14 protein-coding genes are annotated in these 16360 nt (G+C 71.0%); 5 read left to right on the top strand and 9 right to left on the bottom strand.

Annotated elements, in window-relative coordinates:
• The first annotated feature begins 67 nt into the window (after positions 1 to 67).
• From tkt to pgl, 5 genes are all read left to right on the top strand, one after another.
• A complete protein-coding gene (gene tkt, locus HCC30_RS09500; protein WP_169441978.1) occupies positions 68 to 2158 on the top strand; it encodes a transketolase in 2091 nt (696 codons plus the stop codon).
• 78 nt (positions 2159 to 2236) lie between these two features.
• On the top strand, positions 2237 to 3355 hold the full coding sequence (gene tal / locus HCC30_RS09505) for a transaldolase (RefSeq protein ID WP_169441979.1): 1119 nt from the start codon (positions 2237 to 2239) through the stop codon (positions 3353 to 3355).
• A 5-nt stretch (positions 3356 to 3360) separates the two neighbouring features.
• Positions 3361 to 4887 carry a glucose-6-phosphate dehydrogenase gene (zwf, locus tag HCC30_RS09510; RefSeq protein ID WP_169441980.1) on the top strand — a complete coding sequence of 509 codons (1527 nt, stop codon included), beginning with the start codon at positions 3361 to 3363 and terminating at the stop codon, positions 4885 to 4887.
• The gene (opcA, locus tag HCC30_RS09515; protein WP_169441981.1) at positions 4884 to 5999 is read left to right on the top strand and encodes a glucose-6-phosphate dehydrogenase assembly protein OpcA; all 1116 of its coding nucleotides are present in this window, start codon (positions 4884 to 4886) and stop codon (positions 5997 to 5999) included. Before zwf ends, opcA begins: the two co-directional genes overlap by 4 nt.
• Entirely contained in the window at positions 5996 to 6778 is a 783-nt protein-coding gene (gene pgl / locus HCC30_RS09520; RefSeq protein ID WP_169441982.1) for a 6-phosphogluconolactonase, read from the top strand. Before opcA ends, pgl begins: the two co-directional genes overlap by 4 nt.
• An 82-nt stretch (positions 6779 to 6860) precedes the next feature.
• Here pgl and pgi read toward each other — a convergent pair whose 3' ends face one another.
• The 9 genes from pgi to rapZ all read right to left on the bottom strand — a co-directional run bounded on the left by pgi (position 6861) and on the right by rapZ (position 16342).
• Positions 6861 to 8540: a glucose-6-phosphate isomerase gene (gene pgi, locus HCC30_RS09525; RefSeq protein WP_169441983.1), complete on the bottom strand. Its 1680-nt coding sequence runs from the start codon at positions 8538 to 8540 to the stop codon at positions 6861 to 6863.
• Between the two features lie 117 nt (positions 8541 to 8657).
• Positions 8658 to 8993: an RNA polymerase-binding protein RbpA gene (locus HCC30_RS09530; RefSeq protein ID WP_169441984.1), complete on the bottom strand. Its 336-nt coding sequence runs from the start codon at positions 8991 to 8993 to the stop codon at positions 8658 to 8660.
• Between the two features lie 232 nt (positions 8994 to 9225).
• Entirely contained in the window at positions 9226 to 9453 is a 228-nt protein-coding gene (secG, locus tag HCC30_RS09535) for a preprotein translocase subunit SecG (protein ID WP_169441985.1), read from the bottom strand.
• 173 nt (positions 9454 to 9626) lie between these two features.
• Positions 9627 to 10403 carry a triose-phosphate isomerase gene (gene tpiA / locus HCC30_RS09540; protein WP_169441986.1) on the bottom strand — a complete coding sequence of 259 codons (777 nt, stop codon included), beginning with the start codon at positions 10401 to 10403 and terminating at the stop codon, positions 9627 to 9629.
• 74 nt (positions 10404 to 10477) lie between these two features.
• The gene (locus tag HCC30_RS09545) at positions 10478 to 11689 is read right to left on the bottom strand and encodes a phosphoglycerate kinase (RefSeq protein WP_169441987.1); all 1212 of its coding nucleotides are present in this window, start codon (positions 11687 to 11689) and stop codon (positions 10478 to 10480) included.
• Between the two features lie 163 nt (positions 11690 to 11852).
• The gene (gap, locus tag HCC30_RS09550) at positions 11853 to 12857 is read right to left on the bottom strand and encodes a type I glyceraldehyde-3-phosphate dehydrogenase (protein ID WP_169441988.1); all 1005 of its coding nucleotides are present in this window, start codon (positions 12855 to 12857) and stop codon (positions 11853 to 11855) included.
• Between the two features lie 532 nt (positions 12858 to 13389).
• Positions 13390 to 14367 (bottom strand): DNA-binding protein WhiA, encoded by a 978-nt coding sequence (whiA, locus tag HCC30_RS09555; RefSeq protein ID WP_169441989.1) that lies wholly within the window; start codon positions 14365 to 14367, stop codon positions 13390 to 13392.
• Positions 14358 to 15380, bottom strand: a complete 1023-nt coding sequence (gene yvcK, locus HCC30_RS09560; RefSeq protein WP_169441990.1) for a uridine diphosphate-N-acetylglucosamine-binding protein YvcK — start codon at positions 15378 to 15380, stop codon at positions 14358 to 14360. The genes whiA and yvcK overlap by 10 nt, the downstream gene beginning before the upstream one ends.
• Positions 15380 to 16342, bottom strand: coding sequence for an RNase adapter RapZ (gene rapZ, locus HCC30_RS09565; protein WP_206323604.1), 963 nt, complete (start codon positions 16340 to 16342; stop codon positions 15380 to 15382). Before rapZ ends, yvcK begins: the two co-directional genes overlap by 1 nt.
• Positions 16343 to 16360 lie beyond the last annotated feature (18 nt).

Below are 16360 nucleotides of genomic sequence, written 5' to 3' on the forward strand. Positions count from 1 at the left end.
CGATGTGGCCCGGTGAGCGCAGAGACACCGGCTATCGAAGACATGTGGAGAGGAGCCCTGACGCAGGGTGAGCACCAAGCCGACCACCACAGACCTTGAGTGGACCGAACTGGACCAGCGGGCTGTCGACACCGTCCGCGTCCTGGCCATGGACTCCGTGCAGAAGGTCGGCAACGGCCACCCCGGCACGGCCATGAGCCTGGCTCCCGCGGCCTACCTTCTGTTCCAGAAGATGATGCGGCACGACCCCACCGACGCGGAGTGGACCGGCCGCGACCGCTTCATCCTCTCGGCCGGGCACTCCAGCCTGACCCTCTACATCCAGCTCTACATGGCGGGTTACGGCCTGGAGCTGGACGACCTGAAGGCGTTCCGCACCTGGGGCAGCAAGACCCCGGGCCACCCGGAGTTCGGCCACACCACCGGCGTCGAGACGACCACGGGCCCGCTGGGCCAGGGCGTCGCCAACGCCGTCGGCATGGCCATGGCCTCCCGCTACGAGCGCGGCCTCTTCGACCCGGACGCCGCCCCGGGCGAGTCCCCCTTCGACCAGACGATCTGGGTCATCGCCGGTGACGGCTGCCTCCAGGAGGGCGTCTCCGCCGAGGCGTCGTCGCTCGCCGGGCACCAGAAGCTCGGCAACCTCGTGATGCTGTGGGACGACAACCACATCTCCATCGAGGGCGACACCGAGACCGCGATCTCCGAGGACACCCTCAAGCGGTACGAGTCCTACGGCTGGCACGTGCAGCGCGTCGAGCAGCTGCCGAACGGCGACCTCGACCCGGTCGGCCTGCACGCCGCACTGAAGGCCGCGCAGGAGGAGACCGCGCGCCCGTCGTTCATCGCGGCCCGCTCGATCATCGCCTGGCCCGCGCCGAACGCGCAGAACACCGAGGCCGCGCACGGCTCGGCGCTGGGCACCGAGGAGGTCGCGGCGACCAAGAAGGTCCTCGGCTTCGACCCCGAGCGGGACTTCGAGGTCTCGGACGCGGTCTTCGAGCACGTCCGCGGCGCCGTCGAGCGCGGCCGCGAGGCGCACGAGCGCTGGGACAAGCAGTTCGCCGAGTGGCGCCGCGCGAACCCGGAGCGGGCCGCCGAGTTCGACCGCATCCGCGCCGGTGAGCTGCCGGAGGGCTGGGAGTCGGCGCTGCCGGTCTTCGAGGCCGGCGAGTCCGTCGCCACCCGCAAGGCGTCCGGTTCGGTGCTCAAGGCGCTCGGCCCGGTCATCCCCGAGCTGTGGGGCGGCTCCGCCGACCTCGCCGGCTCCAACAACACCTCGTTCGCGAAGAGTTCCTTCCTCCCGGAGGGCAACCCGCTGCCGGGCGCCGACCCGTACGGCCGCACGGTGCACTTCGGCATCCGCGAGCACGCCATGGGCGCCGCCATGAACGGCATCGCGCTGCACGGCAACACCCGTGTCTACGGCGGCACGTTCCTCACCTTCGCCGACTACATGCGCCCGGCGGTCCGCCTCGCGGCGCTGATGGAGACGCCGGTCACCTACGTGTGGACGCACGACTCCATCGGTCTGGGCGAGGACGGCCCGACGCACCAACCCGTCGAGCACATGGCGGCGCTGCGCACCATCCCCGGTCTCAACATGGTCCGCCCCGCCGACGCCAACGAGACGGCCATCGCCTGGGGCGAGGTGCTCAAGCGGCACGCCACCAAGCCGGCCCCGCACGGCCTCGCCCTCACCCGCCAGGGCGTGCCGACGTACGAGGCCAACCAGGACGCGGCCAAGGGCGGTTACGTCCTGTTCGAGGCCGAGGACGCCGAGGGTCGCAGCACGACGCCGCAGGTGGTGCTGATCGGCACCGGCTCCGAGGTCCAGCTGGCCGTCGCCGCCCGGGAGACGCTGCGGCAGCAGGGTGTTCCGGCGCGCGTCGTGTCGATGCCCTGCGTCGAGTGGTTCGAGGAGCAGGACCAGTCCTACCGCGACAGCGTGCTGCCGCCCTCGGTGCGGGCGCGGGTCGCCGTCGAGGCCGGAGTCGCGCTGACCTGGCACCGGTTCGTGGGCGACGCGGGCCGGGTCGTCTCGCTGGAGCACTTCGGTGCCTCCGCCGACGCGAAGGTCCTCTTCCGCGAGTTCGGCTTCACGCCGGAGGCGGTCGTCGAGGCGGCGAAGAGCTCCCTCGCCGCCGCGGCCGGCTGACCACGGCCCACGATCCGTACAGCCGTACGGCATGCGTGCGGCTGCGAAAGCTCCAACACAGCAGGAGATGCAATTCCCATGACAGACGCACTCAAGCGCCTCTCCGACGAGGGCGTGGCGATCTGGCTGGACGACCTGTCCCGGCAGCGCATCACGTCGGGCAACCTCGGCGAGCTCATCGACGAGCAGCACGTGGTGGGCGTCACGACCAACCCGTCCATCTTCCAGAAGGCCATCTCGTCCGGTGACGGGTACGAGCAGCAGCTGGCGGACCTGGCGGCGCGCGGCGTCACCGTCGAGGAAGCCATCCGCATGATCACGACGGCGGACGTGCGGGACGCGGCCGACGTGCTGCGCCCGGTCTTCGACGCGACCGGCGGCAAGGACGGCCGGGTCTCCATCGAGGTCGACCCGCGGCTGGCGCACAACACCCGTGCGACGGTGGCCGAGGCCCGCCAGCTGGCGTGGCTGGTGGACCGTCCGAACACCTTCATCAAGATCCCGGCCACCAAGGCGGGCCTCCCGGCGATCACCGAGACGATCGGCAAGGGCATCAGCGTCAACGTCACGCTGATCTTCTCGCTGGAGCGCTACCGCGAGGTCATGGACGCGTACCTGGCCGGTCTGGAGAAGGCCAAGTCGCTGGGCCTGGACCTCTCGCAGATCCACTCGGTGGCGTCCTTCTTCGTCTCCCGCGTCGACACCGAGATCGACAAGCGCCTGGAGGCCACCGGCTCCGAGGAGGCCGCGGCCCTCAAGAGCAAGGCAGCGCTGGCCAACGCGCGCCTGGCGTACCAGGCGTACGAGGAGGTCATCGCCTCCGACCGCTGGCAGGCGCTGAGCCGCGCGGGTGCCAACGCGCAGCGTCCGCTGTGGGCCTCCACCGGCGTGAAGGACCCGGCGCTGCCGGACACCCTCTACGTCACCGAGCTGGTCGCGCCGAACACGGTCAACACCATGCCCGAGGCGACGCTGGAGGCCACCGGCGACCACGGTGAGATCACCGGCGACACCGTCACCGGCTCCTACGCCGACGCGCAGGCCGTGCTGGACGGCGTGGCCAAGGCGGGCGTCGACTACAACGACGTGGTGCGGGTGCTGGAGGACGAGGGCGTCGAGAAGTTCGAGGCGGCCTGGAACGACCTGCTCTCCTCCACCGAGGCCGAGCTGAAGCGTCTCGCGCCGAAGGAGGCGTAAGCGAGTTGAGCGACGCAGCCAATCCGCTGCGTGACGTGCAGGACCGACGGCTCCCGCGTATCGCGGGGCCGTCGGGCCTGGTCATTTTCGGCGTCACGGGCGATTTGTCACGCAAAAAGCTGATGCCCGCGGTTTACGACCTCGCCAACCGCGGCCTGCTGCCCCCGGGATTCTCCCTCGTCGGCTTCGCCCGGCGCGACTGGGAGGACCAGGACTTCGCGCAGGTCGTGCACGACGCGGTCAAGGAGCACGCGCGCACCCCCTTCCGTGAGGAGGTCTGGCAGCAGCTCGCCGAGGGCATGCGGTTCGTACCGGGCGTCTTCGACGACGACGAGGCGTTCGAGAACCTCAAGGCCACCATCGAGGAACTCGACAAGTCCCGCGGCACGGGCGGCAATTTCGCCTTCTACCTCTCCGTGCCCCCGAAGTTCTTCCCCACCGTCGTCTCCCAGCTGAAGAAGCACGGGCTGTCCGACGGCGGCCAGGACTCCTGGCGTCGGGCCGTCATCGAGAAGCCGTTCGGCCACGACCTGAAGAGCGCGCAGGAGCTCAACTCCGTCGTGCACGGCGTCTTCAAGCCCGACCAGGTCTTCCGCATCGACCACTACCTGGGCAAGGAGACGGTCCAGAACATCCTGGCGCTCCGCTTCGCCAACACGATGTTCGAGCCGCTGTGGAACCGCAGTTACGTCGACCACGTGCAGATCACGATGGCCGAGGACATCGGCATCGGCGGCCGCGCCGGCTACTACGACGGCATCGGCTCCGCACGCGACGTCATCCAGAACCACCTGCTCCAACTCCTCGCGCTCACCGCCATGGAGGAGCCCGCCTCCTTCCACGCCAAGGCGCTGGTCACCGAGAAGCTGAAGGTGCTCAACGCCGTCCGGCTCCCGAGCGACCTGGGCAAGCACACGGTCCGCGGGCAGTACGCCGCGGGCTGGCAGGGCGGCCACAAGGTGCAGGGGTACCTGGAGGAAGAGGGCATCGACCCCGAGTCGAAGACCGACACCTACGCGGCGGTCCGGCTGGAGATCGACAACCGCCGCTGGGCGGGCGTCCCCTTCTACCTGCGTACCGGCAAGCGCCTCGGGCGCCGCGTCACCGAGATCGCGGTCGTCTTCCAGCGCGCCCCGCACTCGCCGTTCGGCGCGACGGACACCCAGGAGCTGGGCCAGAACGCGCTCGTCATCCGGGTCCAGCCGGACGAGGGCGTCACCATCCGCTTCGGCTCCAAGGTGCCCGGCACCCAGATGGAGATCCGGGACGTGACGATGGACTTCGCGTACGGCGAGTCCTTCACCGAGTCCAGCCCCGAGGCGTACGAGCGGCTCATCCTCGACGTCCTGCTGGGCGACGCGAACCTCTTCCCGCGCCACCAGGAGGTCGAGCGCTCCTGGGAGATCCTCGACCCGGTCGAGGAGTACTGGGACGAGCACGGGAAGCCCGAGCAGTACCCCGCCGGGACCTGGGGCCCCCAGGCCGCCGACGAGATGCTGGCACGCGACGGACGGAGCTGGCGCCGGCCATGAACATCGATCTCACGGACACCACCTCCAGCCAGATCAACGCCTCCCTGGTCGAGGCGCGCAGGGCGGCGGGCTCCCCCGCCGTCGGCATGGTGCTCACCCTCGTCATCGTCACCGACGAGGGCAACCACTACGACGCGCTCAAGGCCGCCAGCGAGGCGTCCAAGGAACACCCCTCGCGCATCCTCGTCGTGGTGCGGCGCCCCGGGCGCTCGCCCCGCGACCGCGCGAAGGCACGGCTCGACGCCGAGGTCCGGATGGGCAGCGACGCGGGCTCGGGCGAGATCATCCTGCTCCGCCTGCACGGCGAACTCGCCTCGCACTCGTACAGCGTGGTGCTGCCGCTGCTGCTGCCGGACGCGCCCGTCGTCGTCTGGTGGCCCGAGGACGCGCCCGAGCACCCCTCGGACGACAAGCTGGGCACGCTGGCGCAGCGCCGGATCACCGACGCGGCGGCCACCGAGGACCCGGTCGGGGCGCTGGCCCTGCGCGGGGAGACCTACGCGCCGGGTGACACGGACCTGTCCTGGACCCGGATCACCCCGTGGCGCAGCATCCTCGCCTCCTCGCTCGACCAGAAGCGCACCAGGATCAAGTCCGCGGTGGTGGAGGGCGAGGAGTACAACCCCTCGACCGAACTGCTGGCCCTGTGGCTCGCGGATCGCCTCGCCATCCCAGTCGAGCGCCGGGTCACCGAGGGCCCGGGCATCACGGCCGTACGGATGGACGCCGGGGACGGCGAGATCTGCCTGGACCGCGCCGACGGCCAGCTCGCCGAGCTCGCCGTCCCGGGCCAGCCGGACCGGCACGTGGCACTGCACCGCCGCACCACGGCCGAGCTGATCGCCGAGGAGCTGCGCCGGCTCGACCCGGACGAGGCGTACGCCGCGGCCGTCCGGTACGGCGTGAACCGCCTCGCCGGCGCGGGGAGTTCGCCCTCCGCGCCGATTCCGGCGGACCCGGCCCCGGCCGACTCGGGGACGGGCGCCGCCGAGCCGGCCGCGAAGTCCGCCGAGGCTTCGGAGAGTTCGCAGGCTTCGGCGCCCGCGCCGAAGAAGGCCGCGGCGAAGAAGCCGGCGGGCAAGAAGTCCGGCGGGCAGGGGGCCGGCTCGTGACCTCCACCCCGCAGGTCGTCGTCCACCACGACAAGGAGGAGATGGCCCGGGCCACGGCGGCACGCCTGATCGCCCGGATCGTCGACGCGCAGACGGCACGCGGCAGCGCGTCCGTCGTCCTCACCGGCGGGCGGAACGGCAACGGCGTCCTGGCCGCGCTCGCGGAGTCCCCCGCGCGGGACTCCGTGGACTGGTCCCGGATCGACCTGTGGTGGGGCGACGAACGCTTCCTGCCCGAGGGCGACCCGGAGCGGAACGTCACCCAGGCCCGTGCCGCCCTGCTGGACTCCGTCCCGCTCGACCCCTCGCGGCTGCACGTCATGGCCCCGTCGGACGGCGCGTACGGTGCGGACGTCGAGGCCGCGGCCGAGGCGTACGCCGCCGAACTCGCCGCGGCGGCACGGCCGGAGGACCACGGCCCGGTGCCGTCCTTCGACGTGCTGATGCTGGGCGTCGGCCCGGACACGCACGTGGCCTCGCTCTTCCCCGAGCACCCCGGGGTGCGGGAGACCGAGCGCACGGTCGTCGGCGTGCACGGGGCGCCCAAGCCGCCGCCCGTCCGCGTCTCGCTCACGCTCCGCGCCATCCGCGCGGCCCGCGAGGTGTGGCTGCTCGCCGCCGGCGAGGACAAGGCCAACGCGGCGGCGATGGCGCTCTCCGGCGCGGGCGAGGTGCAGGCCCCGGCGGCCGGCGCACAGGGCCGCGAGCGGACCCTGTGGCTGCTGGACGAACCGGCGGCCTCACAGCTGCCGTCGGACCTGTATCCGCCGGCTTCCTGACGGCACCAGGCCAAGCCGAGGGCCCGTGACACCACCGACGGTGTCACGGGCCCTCGTCGTCGCTTCAGGCGGAACCGCGAGTTCAGCGGCCCCGCAGCGTCCGGTACCGCTCCACGAGCGCGGCGGTGGAGGCGTCCAGGCCCTCGACCCGCTCGCCGTCCGTCAGCGCCGGCTCCAGCCGCTTGGCGAGGACCTTGCCGAGCTCGACGCCCCACTGGTCGAAGCTGTCGATGTTCCACACGGCGCCCTGCACGAACACCTTGTGCTCGTACAGCGCGACCAACTGGCCCAGCACGCCCGGCGTCAGCTCCTCGGCGAGGATGGTGGTCGTCGGGTGGTTGCCGCGGAAGGTGCGGTGCGGCACCTGCTCCTCGGCGACGCCCTCGGCCCGTACCTCCTCGGCCGTCTTGCCGAAGGCCAGCGCCTGGCCCTGCGCGAAGAGATTGGCCATCAGCAGGTCGTGCTGGCCCGCGAGGTCACCGAGTTCGGCGACGGGACGGGCGAAGCCGATCAGGTCGGCCGGGATCATCCGGGTGCCCTGGTGCAGCAACTGGTAGTACGCGTGCTGCCCGTTGGTGCCCGGCGTGCCCCAGACCACCGGCCCCGTCTGCCAGTCGACGGGGTTGCCCTCGCGGTCGGTGGACTTCCCGTTGGACTCCATGTCCAACTGCTGGAGGTACGCGGTGAACTTGGACAGGTAGTGGCTGTACGGCAGCACCGCGTGCGACTGCGCGTCGAAGAACCCGCCGTACCAGACACCGAGCAGGCCCAGCAGCATCGGCGCGTTCCGCTCCGGCGGGGCGGTGCGGAAGTGCTCGTCCATGAGGTGGAACCCGGCGAGCATGCTGTGGAAGTGGTCCGGACCGATGGCCACCATCAGCGAGAGACCGATGGCCGAGTCGTACGAGTAACGGCCGCCGACCCAGTCCCAGAAGGCGAACATGTTGTCGGTGTCGATGCCGAACTCGGCGACCTTCTCGGCGTTCGTGGACACCGCGACGAAGTGCTTCGCCACCGCTTCCTCGTTGTCCCCGCCCACCGCGCCGAGCCCGTCCAGCAGCCACGCACGGGCCGCCTTCGCGTTGGTGATCGTCTCGATCGTGGTGAAGGTCTTGGAGGCGACGATGAACAGCGTCTCGGCAGGGTCGAGGTCGCGCACGGCCTCGTGCAGATCGGAACCGTCCACGTTGGAGACGAAGCGGAAGTCCAACTCCCGCATGCTGTACGGGCGCAGGGCCTCGTACGCCATGGCGGGCCCGAGGTCCGAGCCGCCGATCCCGATGTTCACCACCGTGCGGATGCGCTTGCCGGTGTGGCCCTTCCACTGGCCGCTGCGCACCTTGTCCGCGAAGACGCCCATCTTCCGCAGCACCGAGTGCACCTTGGGCACCACGTTCTCGCCGTCCACCTCGACGGTGGCCGACTCGGGCGTGCGCAGCGCGGTGTGCAGCACGGCGCGCTGCTCGGTGACGTTGATCTTCTCGCCGCGGAACATCGCGTCCCGCAGCCCGGCCACGTCCGTGGCCTGGGCGAGGGCGCGCAGCAGGCGGAGCGTCTCGTCGGTGACGAGGTGCTTGGAGTAGTCGAGATGCAGGTCCCCGACCGTGACGCCGTACCGCTCGGCACGGGCCGGGTCCCGGTCGAAGAGCGTACGCAGATGTGTCTCACCGATCTCGTCCCGGTGCCCGGCCAGAGCTTTCCACTCGGGAAGCCGGTCGAGCCGGGTGCGGCCGTAACTGGCGCTGCTGCTCTCTGCGTTCATCTGACGGAATCAGCCCATTCTTCTCGTACGTACCCCGCTGCTCTCCAACCTAAATGATCGACGGCCCCGGCGCGCACCGCGTGTGCGGTGGCGCCGGGGCCGTCGTCTGATCACGGTTCAGATCTCGCCGCGAAGCTTGGCGAGGGCCTCGGCGAGGATCGCCTCACCGTCCTCGTCGCTGCGCCGCTCCCGTACGTAGGCGAGATGCGTCTTGTACGGCTCGGTACGCGGCGGATCCGGCGGGTTCTCCCGCTCCTTGCCCGCCGGGAAGCCGCAGCGGGGACAGTCCCAGGTCTCGGGAACCTCCGCGTCGCCGGCGAAGCTCGGCTGGGTCTCGTGCCCGTTGGAGCACCAGAAGGAGACGCGGAGGCGAGGTGCCGAATCGCCTCGCTCGGCCTCCCCCATCGGCCCCGCTCCGACCCGGCTTCCCCGGATCGCGTTGCCACTTGCCACGGTCGTAACTCCCTGCCTGATGGTGCGGCCAGGCCCGAAGCCGCTGCCTCGCCGCGGGCGCCCTGGCGTTCCCAGGGCCCAACGCGCGCCCGGTGACCGGAGTTACTGCTGTCGGCTCCGGACGCGAGACCTCATGATAGGCCGCGCCCAGCCGGGCGTGGAGGGCTCTGCGCCGTCGGGTGACGGACCGCGTCCCGGGAGGGAGCGTCCCGCGCAGGGGCAGAGCCGGACGTCAGCCGAGCTTCATCAGCAGCCCGAGCACGACGATGATGGCGAACCAGATCAGGCCGACGACGACGGTGATCCGGTCGAGGTTGCGCTCGGCGACCGAGGAGCCGCCGACGGAGGACTGCATGCCGCCACCGAACATGTCGGAGAGGCCGCCGCCCTTCCCCTTGTGCATCAGGACCAGCAGCCCCAGCAGGGCGCTGAACACAAGGAGGGCGATAGAGAACCCCATAACCACGGCTGGACCAACTCTCTCGGACTGATAGGCGACGCTGACGGATTTCTTCCGGCACGGCCCGCGCGCCGGGGTGCGCCACGGCAGTGGCTGCTGCGCGGCGGGGACCGGACGGCTCACGCTGTCCGGCCCCCGCCAGGGTACGACGGCGGGCTGCCCGCCGTCATACGTTACTGATCGCGGAAGCGGACGATCTTCACGAACTCGTCGGTGTCCAGCGCGGCACCGCCGACCAGCGCGCCGTCGATGTCGGGCTGCGCCATGATCTCGGCGACGTTCCCGGACTTGACCGAACCGCCGTACTGGATACGCACCTTGTCGGCCAGCTCCTGGCTGTACAGCTCCGCGAGGCGGGCGCGGATCGCACCGCACACCTCCTGCGCGTCGGCGGCACCGCAGGTCTTGCCCGTGCCGATGGCCCACACCGGCTCGTACGCGATCACGATCGTCTCGGCCTGCCCGGCCGGGACGTCCTTCAGCGCGCCGTCGACCTGCGCGAGGGTGTGCGGGACGTGCTCGCCCGCCTCGCGCACCGACAGCTCCTCGCCGACGCACAGGATCGGGGTCAGCTCGTTCTTGAACGCGGCCTTGACCTTGGCGTTGACCAGCGGCTCGTCCTCGCCGTGGTACTGGCGGCGCTCGGAGTGGCCGATCGCGACGTAAGCGCAGTTCAGCTTGGCCAGCATCGGACCGGAGATCTCACCGGTGTACGCGCCGGCCTCGTGCGCCGAGATGTCCTGGGCGCCGTACTTGATCTTCAGCTTGTCGCCGTCGACCAGCGTCTGGACGGAACGCAGGTCGGTGAACGGGGTCAGGACGGCGACCTCGACGGCGTCGAAGTCCTTGTCCGACAGGGCGAAGGCGAGCTTCTGGACGTGGGCGATGGCCTCGAGGTGGTTGAGGTTCATCTTCCAGTTGCCCGCCATCAGCGGGGTGCGGGTGCTCATACCCGTCCTTTCGTGTGCATCTCCGCCCGCGCGGTGCGCGGCGCGGGCGGGGGTCGTGTTCCGCGGAGCGGTTGTCAGTTCTCCAGCGCGGCGAGGCCGGGGAGCGTCTTGCCCTCGAGGTATTCGAGGCTCGCCCCGCCACCGGTCGAGATGTGGCCGAACGCGTTCTCGTCGAAGCCCAGCAGCCGGACGGCGGCGGCGCTGTCGCCACCGCCGACGACGGTGAAGGCCGGGCTGTCCAACAGGCCCTGGGCGACGGCCCTGGTGCCCTCGGCGTAGTCCGGGTGCTCGAACACGCCCATCGGTCCGTTCCAGAAGACCGTGGCCGCGTCCTGGAGCTTCGCGGCGTAGAGCTTACGGGTCTCGGGGCCGATGTCGAGGCCCTCCAGGTCGGCCGGGATCGCGTCCGCCGCGACGGTGGCCGGGTGCGCCGGGGCCTTGGTCTTCAGGTCCGGGAAGTCGGCCGAGGCCAGCACGTCCACCGGAAGCACGAACTCGACGCCGCGCTCCTCGGCCCGCTTCAGGTACCCCTGGACGGCCGGGATCTGGTCCTCCTGCAGCAGCGACTTGCCGACCTCGTGGCCGCGCGCCTTGAGGAAGGTGTACGCCATGCCGCCGCCGATGAGGATCCGGTCCGCGCGCTCCAGCAGGTGCTCGATCACGGCGAGCTTGTCGGAGACCTTGGCGCCGCCGAGCACCACCGCGTACGGCCGCTCGACGTTCTCGGTGAGCTTCTTGAGCACACCGACCTCGGTGGCGATGAGTCCGCCCGCGGCGTGCGGGAGACGGGCCGGGAGGTCGTAGACCGAGGCGTGCTTGCGGTGCACCGCGCCGAAGCCGTCGCCGACGTAAAGGTCGGCGAGAGTGGCGAGTTCGTCCGCGAAGGCGCCCCGCTCGGCGTCGTCCTTGCTGGTCTCACCGGCGTTGAAGCGGAGGTTCTCCAGCAGCGTGACCTCGCCGTCGGCCATGGCGGCGACGGTGGCCTTCGCGCTGTCCCCCACGGTGTCGGTCGCGAACGCGACCTGGGCGCCGAGGAGTTCACCCAGCCGCTCGGCGGCCGGACGCAGCGAGAACTGCGGGTCCGGGGCGCCCTTCGGCCGGCCCAGGTGCGAGGCGACGACGACGCGCGCCCCCGCCTCGGCCAGCTTGCGGACCGTCGGTACGGCGGCGCGGATGCGGCCGTCGTCGGTGATGACGGACCCGTCGAGCGGAACGTTCAGATCGGCGCGGACGAAGACCCGCTTGCCCGCCACGCCCTCGTCGATGAGTTCATCGATCGTCTTCATCTTTTGTATCGGCTCCTTGGAAATCGGACCCTCGTAACCGGGGCCGGGCCCACACGGGCCAGGGCCCGCACGGCGCGTGTCAGCGCGCCCTGCGAGCCCTGGTGTCATGCCACTTGCGCGGCGGTCTGCGGCGGTTGGCGCTCTGGCTCGGTTCAGCCAGTGATCAGAGCTTGCCGCCGACGTAGGTGGTGAGGTCGACGAGGCGGTTCGAGTAGCCCCACTCGTTGTCGTACCAGCCGACGATCTTGACCTGCTTGCCCTGCACCATCGTGAGCTGCGAGTCGAAGGTGCAGGAGGCGGGCCAGTTGACGATGTCGGAGGAGACGATCGCGTCCTCCGTGTACTCCAGCACACCCTTCAGCTGGCCCTGGGCGGCCTTCTGGAAGGCGGCGTTGATCTCCTCGGCGGTGGTCTCGCGCTCCACCTCGAAGACCAGGTCGGTCACCGAACCGGTGGGGACGGGCACGCGCATGGCGATGCCGTCCAGCTTGCCCTTCAGCTGCGGGAGGACGAGAGCGGTGGCCTTCGCGGCGCCGGTCGAGGTGGGAATGATGTTCTCGGCGGCGGCACGCGCGCGGCGCAGGTCCTTGTGCGGGAAGTCCAGGATGCGCTGGTCGTTGGTGTAGGCGTGGACGGTCGTCATCATGCCCTTGACGACACCGAAGTTCTCGTCCATGACCTTGGCCATCGGCGCCACACAGTTGGTGGTGCAGGAGGCGTTGGAGATGACGTCGTGCCGGGCCGGGTCGTACTGGTCCTGGTTGACGCCCATGACGACGGTGATGTCCTCGTCCTTGGCCGGGGCCGAGATGAGGACCTTCTTCGCGCCGGCGGCCAGGTGCTTGGCCGCGTCCTCGCGCTTGGTGAAGATACCGGTGGACTCGACGACGACGTCCGCGCCGAGCTCGCCCCAGGGGAGCTGGGCCGGGTCGCGCTCCGCCATGGTCTTGAAGGTCTGGTTGCCCACCGTGATCGTGTCGTCGGTGTGGCTGACGTCCTGCTTGAGGCGGCCCAGGATGCTGTCGTACTTCAGCAGGTGCACCAGGGTCGCGTTGTCGGTCAGGTCGTTGACACCGACGATCTCGATGTCCGCACCCTGCTCCAGCAGCGCGCGGAAGTAGTTACGTCCGATGCGGCCGAAGCCGTTGATGCCTACGCGGATCGTCACGAACCGATCTCCTCGTTGGTGCGCCGGTAAAGACACCGGCGAAAGCTGTTAGGGATGTCCCCGACCACATCCGACCCTACCGCGATCGGTGCTCCGGAGTGACACCGACCACCACGGCATGACGGGGCGGCACGGACTGCCGCTGCCGGGGTTTTTGCCCCCGCCACACTGCGGGGTGCGCGAGCCGAACGCACGGGCACGCACACCCTCGGGCGCGGCGAACGTTACGGCTTCCAACGCGAGCGTATGCGAGACAGATGAAGGATGTCGGAACCGGGGCGGCCCGCCGGGAAACCCGTCCGCACAATCGAGAAGGGGCCTGCACAGGGGAGCACTTTCGGGCCGTCGAAAAACTTTCCGAAACGCCTTCCCGCACCCAATTCCGGTGCACTCTCCACGTGTTTTTCCTGGCACCGGACGATCCGATTTCCGAACCCATTCCGGTACGCGCCCCGCGCACCTCGGGGCCCCGCGGGGAGGGTGCGGGCGTGCCGCGCGCGAGGCGCGGCAGCGTCGCCCCCTGCCCCCCGGGTCAGCCCACCATCTCCTCGGTGAGCGAGGTCTCCGTCCCGGGCAGGCCCAGCTCCTGGGCCCGCTTGTCGGCCATCGCCAGCAGCCGCCGGATACGGCCGGCGACCGCGTCCTTCGTCAGCGGCGGGTCGGCGAGCGCGCCCAGCTCCTCCAGGGACGCCTGCTTGTGCTCCATGCGCAACTTGCCCGCCGCGGCGAGGTGTTCGGGCACCTCGTCGCCCAGGATCTCCAGCGCGCGCTGCACCCGGGCACCGGCGGCCACGGCCGCGCGGGCCGACCGGCGCAGGTTCGCGTCGTCGAAGTTGGCGAGCCGGTTGGCGGTGGCCCGGACCTCGCGGCGCATCCGCCGCTCCTCCCAGGCCAGCACCGACTCGTGCGCCCCGAGCCGGGTCAGCAGCGCGCCGATCGCGTCACCGTCCCGGACGACGACGCGGTCCACGCCGCGCACCTCCCGCGCCTTCGCCGCGATCTGCAGCCGCCGGGCCGCGCCCACGAGCGCGAGCGCCGCCTCGGGGCCCGGGCAGGTGACCTCCAGCGAGGAGCTGCGTCCCGGCTCCGTCAGCGAGCCGTGCGCCAGGAAGGCGCCGCGCCAGGCCGCCTCCGCGTCGCAGGTGGCCCCCGAGACCACCTGCGGGGGCAGTCCGCGGATCGGCCGGCCGCGGCTGTCGACCAGGCCCGTCTGCCGGGCCAGCTGGTCGCCGCCGGCCACCACCCGTACGACGTACCTGCTGCCGCGCCGCAGTCCGCCGGGGGCCATCACCACCAGGTCGGAGGCGTGGCCGAAGATCTCCAGGATGTCCTTGCGCAGCCGCCTGGCCGCGATCCCCGTGTCGAGCTCCGCCTCGATCACGATGCGCCCGCTCACCAGGTGCAGGCCGCCCGCGAAGCGCAGGATCGACGAGACCTCCGACTTCCGGCAGCAGGTCCGGGTGACGGGTAGCCGGGAGATCTCGTCCTTCACCGCAGCCGTCATCGCCATGGGCCGATCCTTCCATGCATACGAAAAATCCGGTCGTACGCGGCGGCCAGCAGTTCCGGATCATGTCTGGCAGAACGGTCGGGCGCCGCCACGGGCGCCAGCTCCGCCGTCGCACCCAGCCGCTCCGCGGCCTCGCGCAGTGATTCCTGGTCGGGTACGGCGGCCTGGTCGGCCAGCACCACGTCGAAGGCGAGTTTAGGGGCGTGTCGGGCCAAAACCTCCAAATGACGCTGCGGAGAAAACCCGTCCGTTTCGCCGGGCTGCGGCGCGAGGTTCAGCGACAGCACCTTGCGGGCCTTGGTCTCGGTCAGCGCCTGGAGCAGTTCCGGCACCAGCAGATGCGGGATCACCGAGGAGAACCAGGAGCCGGGACCGAGCACCACCCAGTCCGCGTCCAGCACCGCCTCGATCACCTCGGGCACCGCGGGCGGGTCCTGCGGGACGAGCTTGACCTGCTGCACCTCGCCCTGCGTGAGCGCGACCGTGGCCTGCCCGCGCACCGTCGACAGCTCCTCGGGGCGGCCCGGGTCGTGGCCCTTGACCAGGGCCTGGAGCTCCAGCGGTACGGCCGACATGGGCAGCACCCGGCCGTGCGCGCCGAGCAGCCGGCCGACGAGGTCGAGCGCCTGGACGTGGTCGCCCAGCTGTTCCCACAGCGCGACGATCAGCAGGTTCCCGACCGCGTGTTCGTGCAGGTCGCCGCGGCTGGAGAAGCGGTGCTGGATGACCTCGGCCCAGGTGCGGCCCCAGTCGTCGTCGCCGCACAGCGCCGCGAGGGCCTTGCGCAGGTCGCCCGGCGGGAGGACGCCGAGCTCGTCGCGGAGCCGCCCGCTGGAGCCGCCGTCGTCCGCGACGGTGACGACGGCGGTGAGGTCACCGGTGATCCGGCGCAGCGACGTCAGGGAGGCCGACAGCCCCATGCCGCCGCCCAGCGCGACGACCTTGGGCTGGGTACCGCGGTGCGTGCCGCGGCTGCCGACGAGGCGCCGCAGCCTGATGGTTCTGCGGGGCATTACTCCCGCCCCATGTCCCGGTGTACGACGACGGTCTCGACGCCCTCGGCGGACAGCCGCTTCGCGAGCTTCTCGGACATGGCGACGCTGCGGTGCTTGCCGCCCGTGCAGCCGACGGCGATGGTCACGTACCGCTTGCCCTCGCGGCGGTAGCCGGAGGCGATGAGCTGGAGGAGCTCGCTGTAGCGGTCGAGGAACTCCTTGGCGCCGGGCTGGTTGAAGACGTAGCCCGAGACCTCCTCGCTGGTGCCCGTGAAGGGGCGCAGCTCGGGCACCCAGTGCGGGTTGGGCAGGAAGCGGCAGTCGGCGACGAGATCGGCGTCGACGGGGAGGCCGTACTTGTAGCCGAAGGACATCACCGTGGCGCGGAGCTCGGGCTCCTCCTCGCCCGCGAACTGGGCGTCCAGCTTGGCGCGCAGCTCGTGGACGTTGAGGCTGGAGGTGTCGATCACCAGGTCGGCGTCGCCGCGCAGCTCGCGCACGAGCTCGCGCTCGGCGGCGATGCCGTCGACGATGCGGCCGTCGCCCTGGAGCGGGTGCGGGCGGCGCACCGACTCGAAGCGGCGCACCAGCGCCTCGTCGCTGGCCTCCAGGTAGGCGATGCGGCGCTTGACCTGCTTCGCGGCGAGGTCGGCCAGGGACTCCTTGAGGTTGTCGAAGAAGCGCCGGCCGCGGACGTCGACGACGACGGCGATCCGCGCGACGTTCCCCTGGGAACGGGCGCCGAGGTCGACCATCGTCGGGATCAGCTCGGGCGGGAGGTTGTCGACGACGAACCAGCCCAGGTCCTCCAGGCACTTGGCCGCGGTGCTGCGGCCCGCGCCCGACATCCCGGAGATGATCACCAGCTCGGGGATCGTCGCCTCTTCGGCCTCGGCCGGGGTACCCAAACTCACCTGTGCTCCGTCTCCGTGCTCGCCGCCGGTGTGCTGCGGTTCCGGCGCGTTCGTGTCACTGCCCATGCTGCGCGTCCCCCGTCG

The sequence above is a fragment of the Streptomyces sp. HNM0574 genome, from assembly GCF_012726235.1.
Lineage (GTDB): Bacteria > Actinomycetota > Actinomycetes > Streptomycetales > Streptomycetaceae > Streptomyces.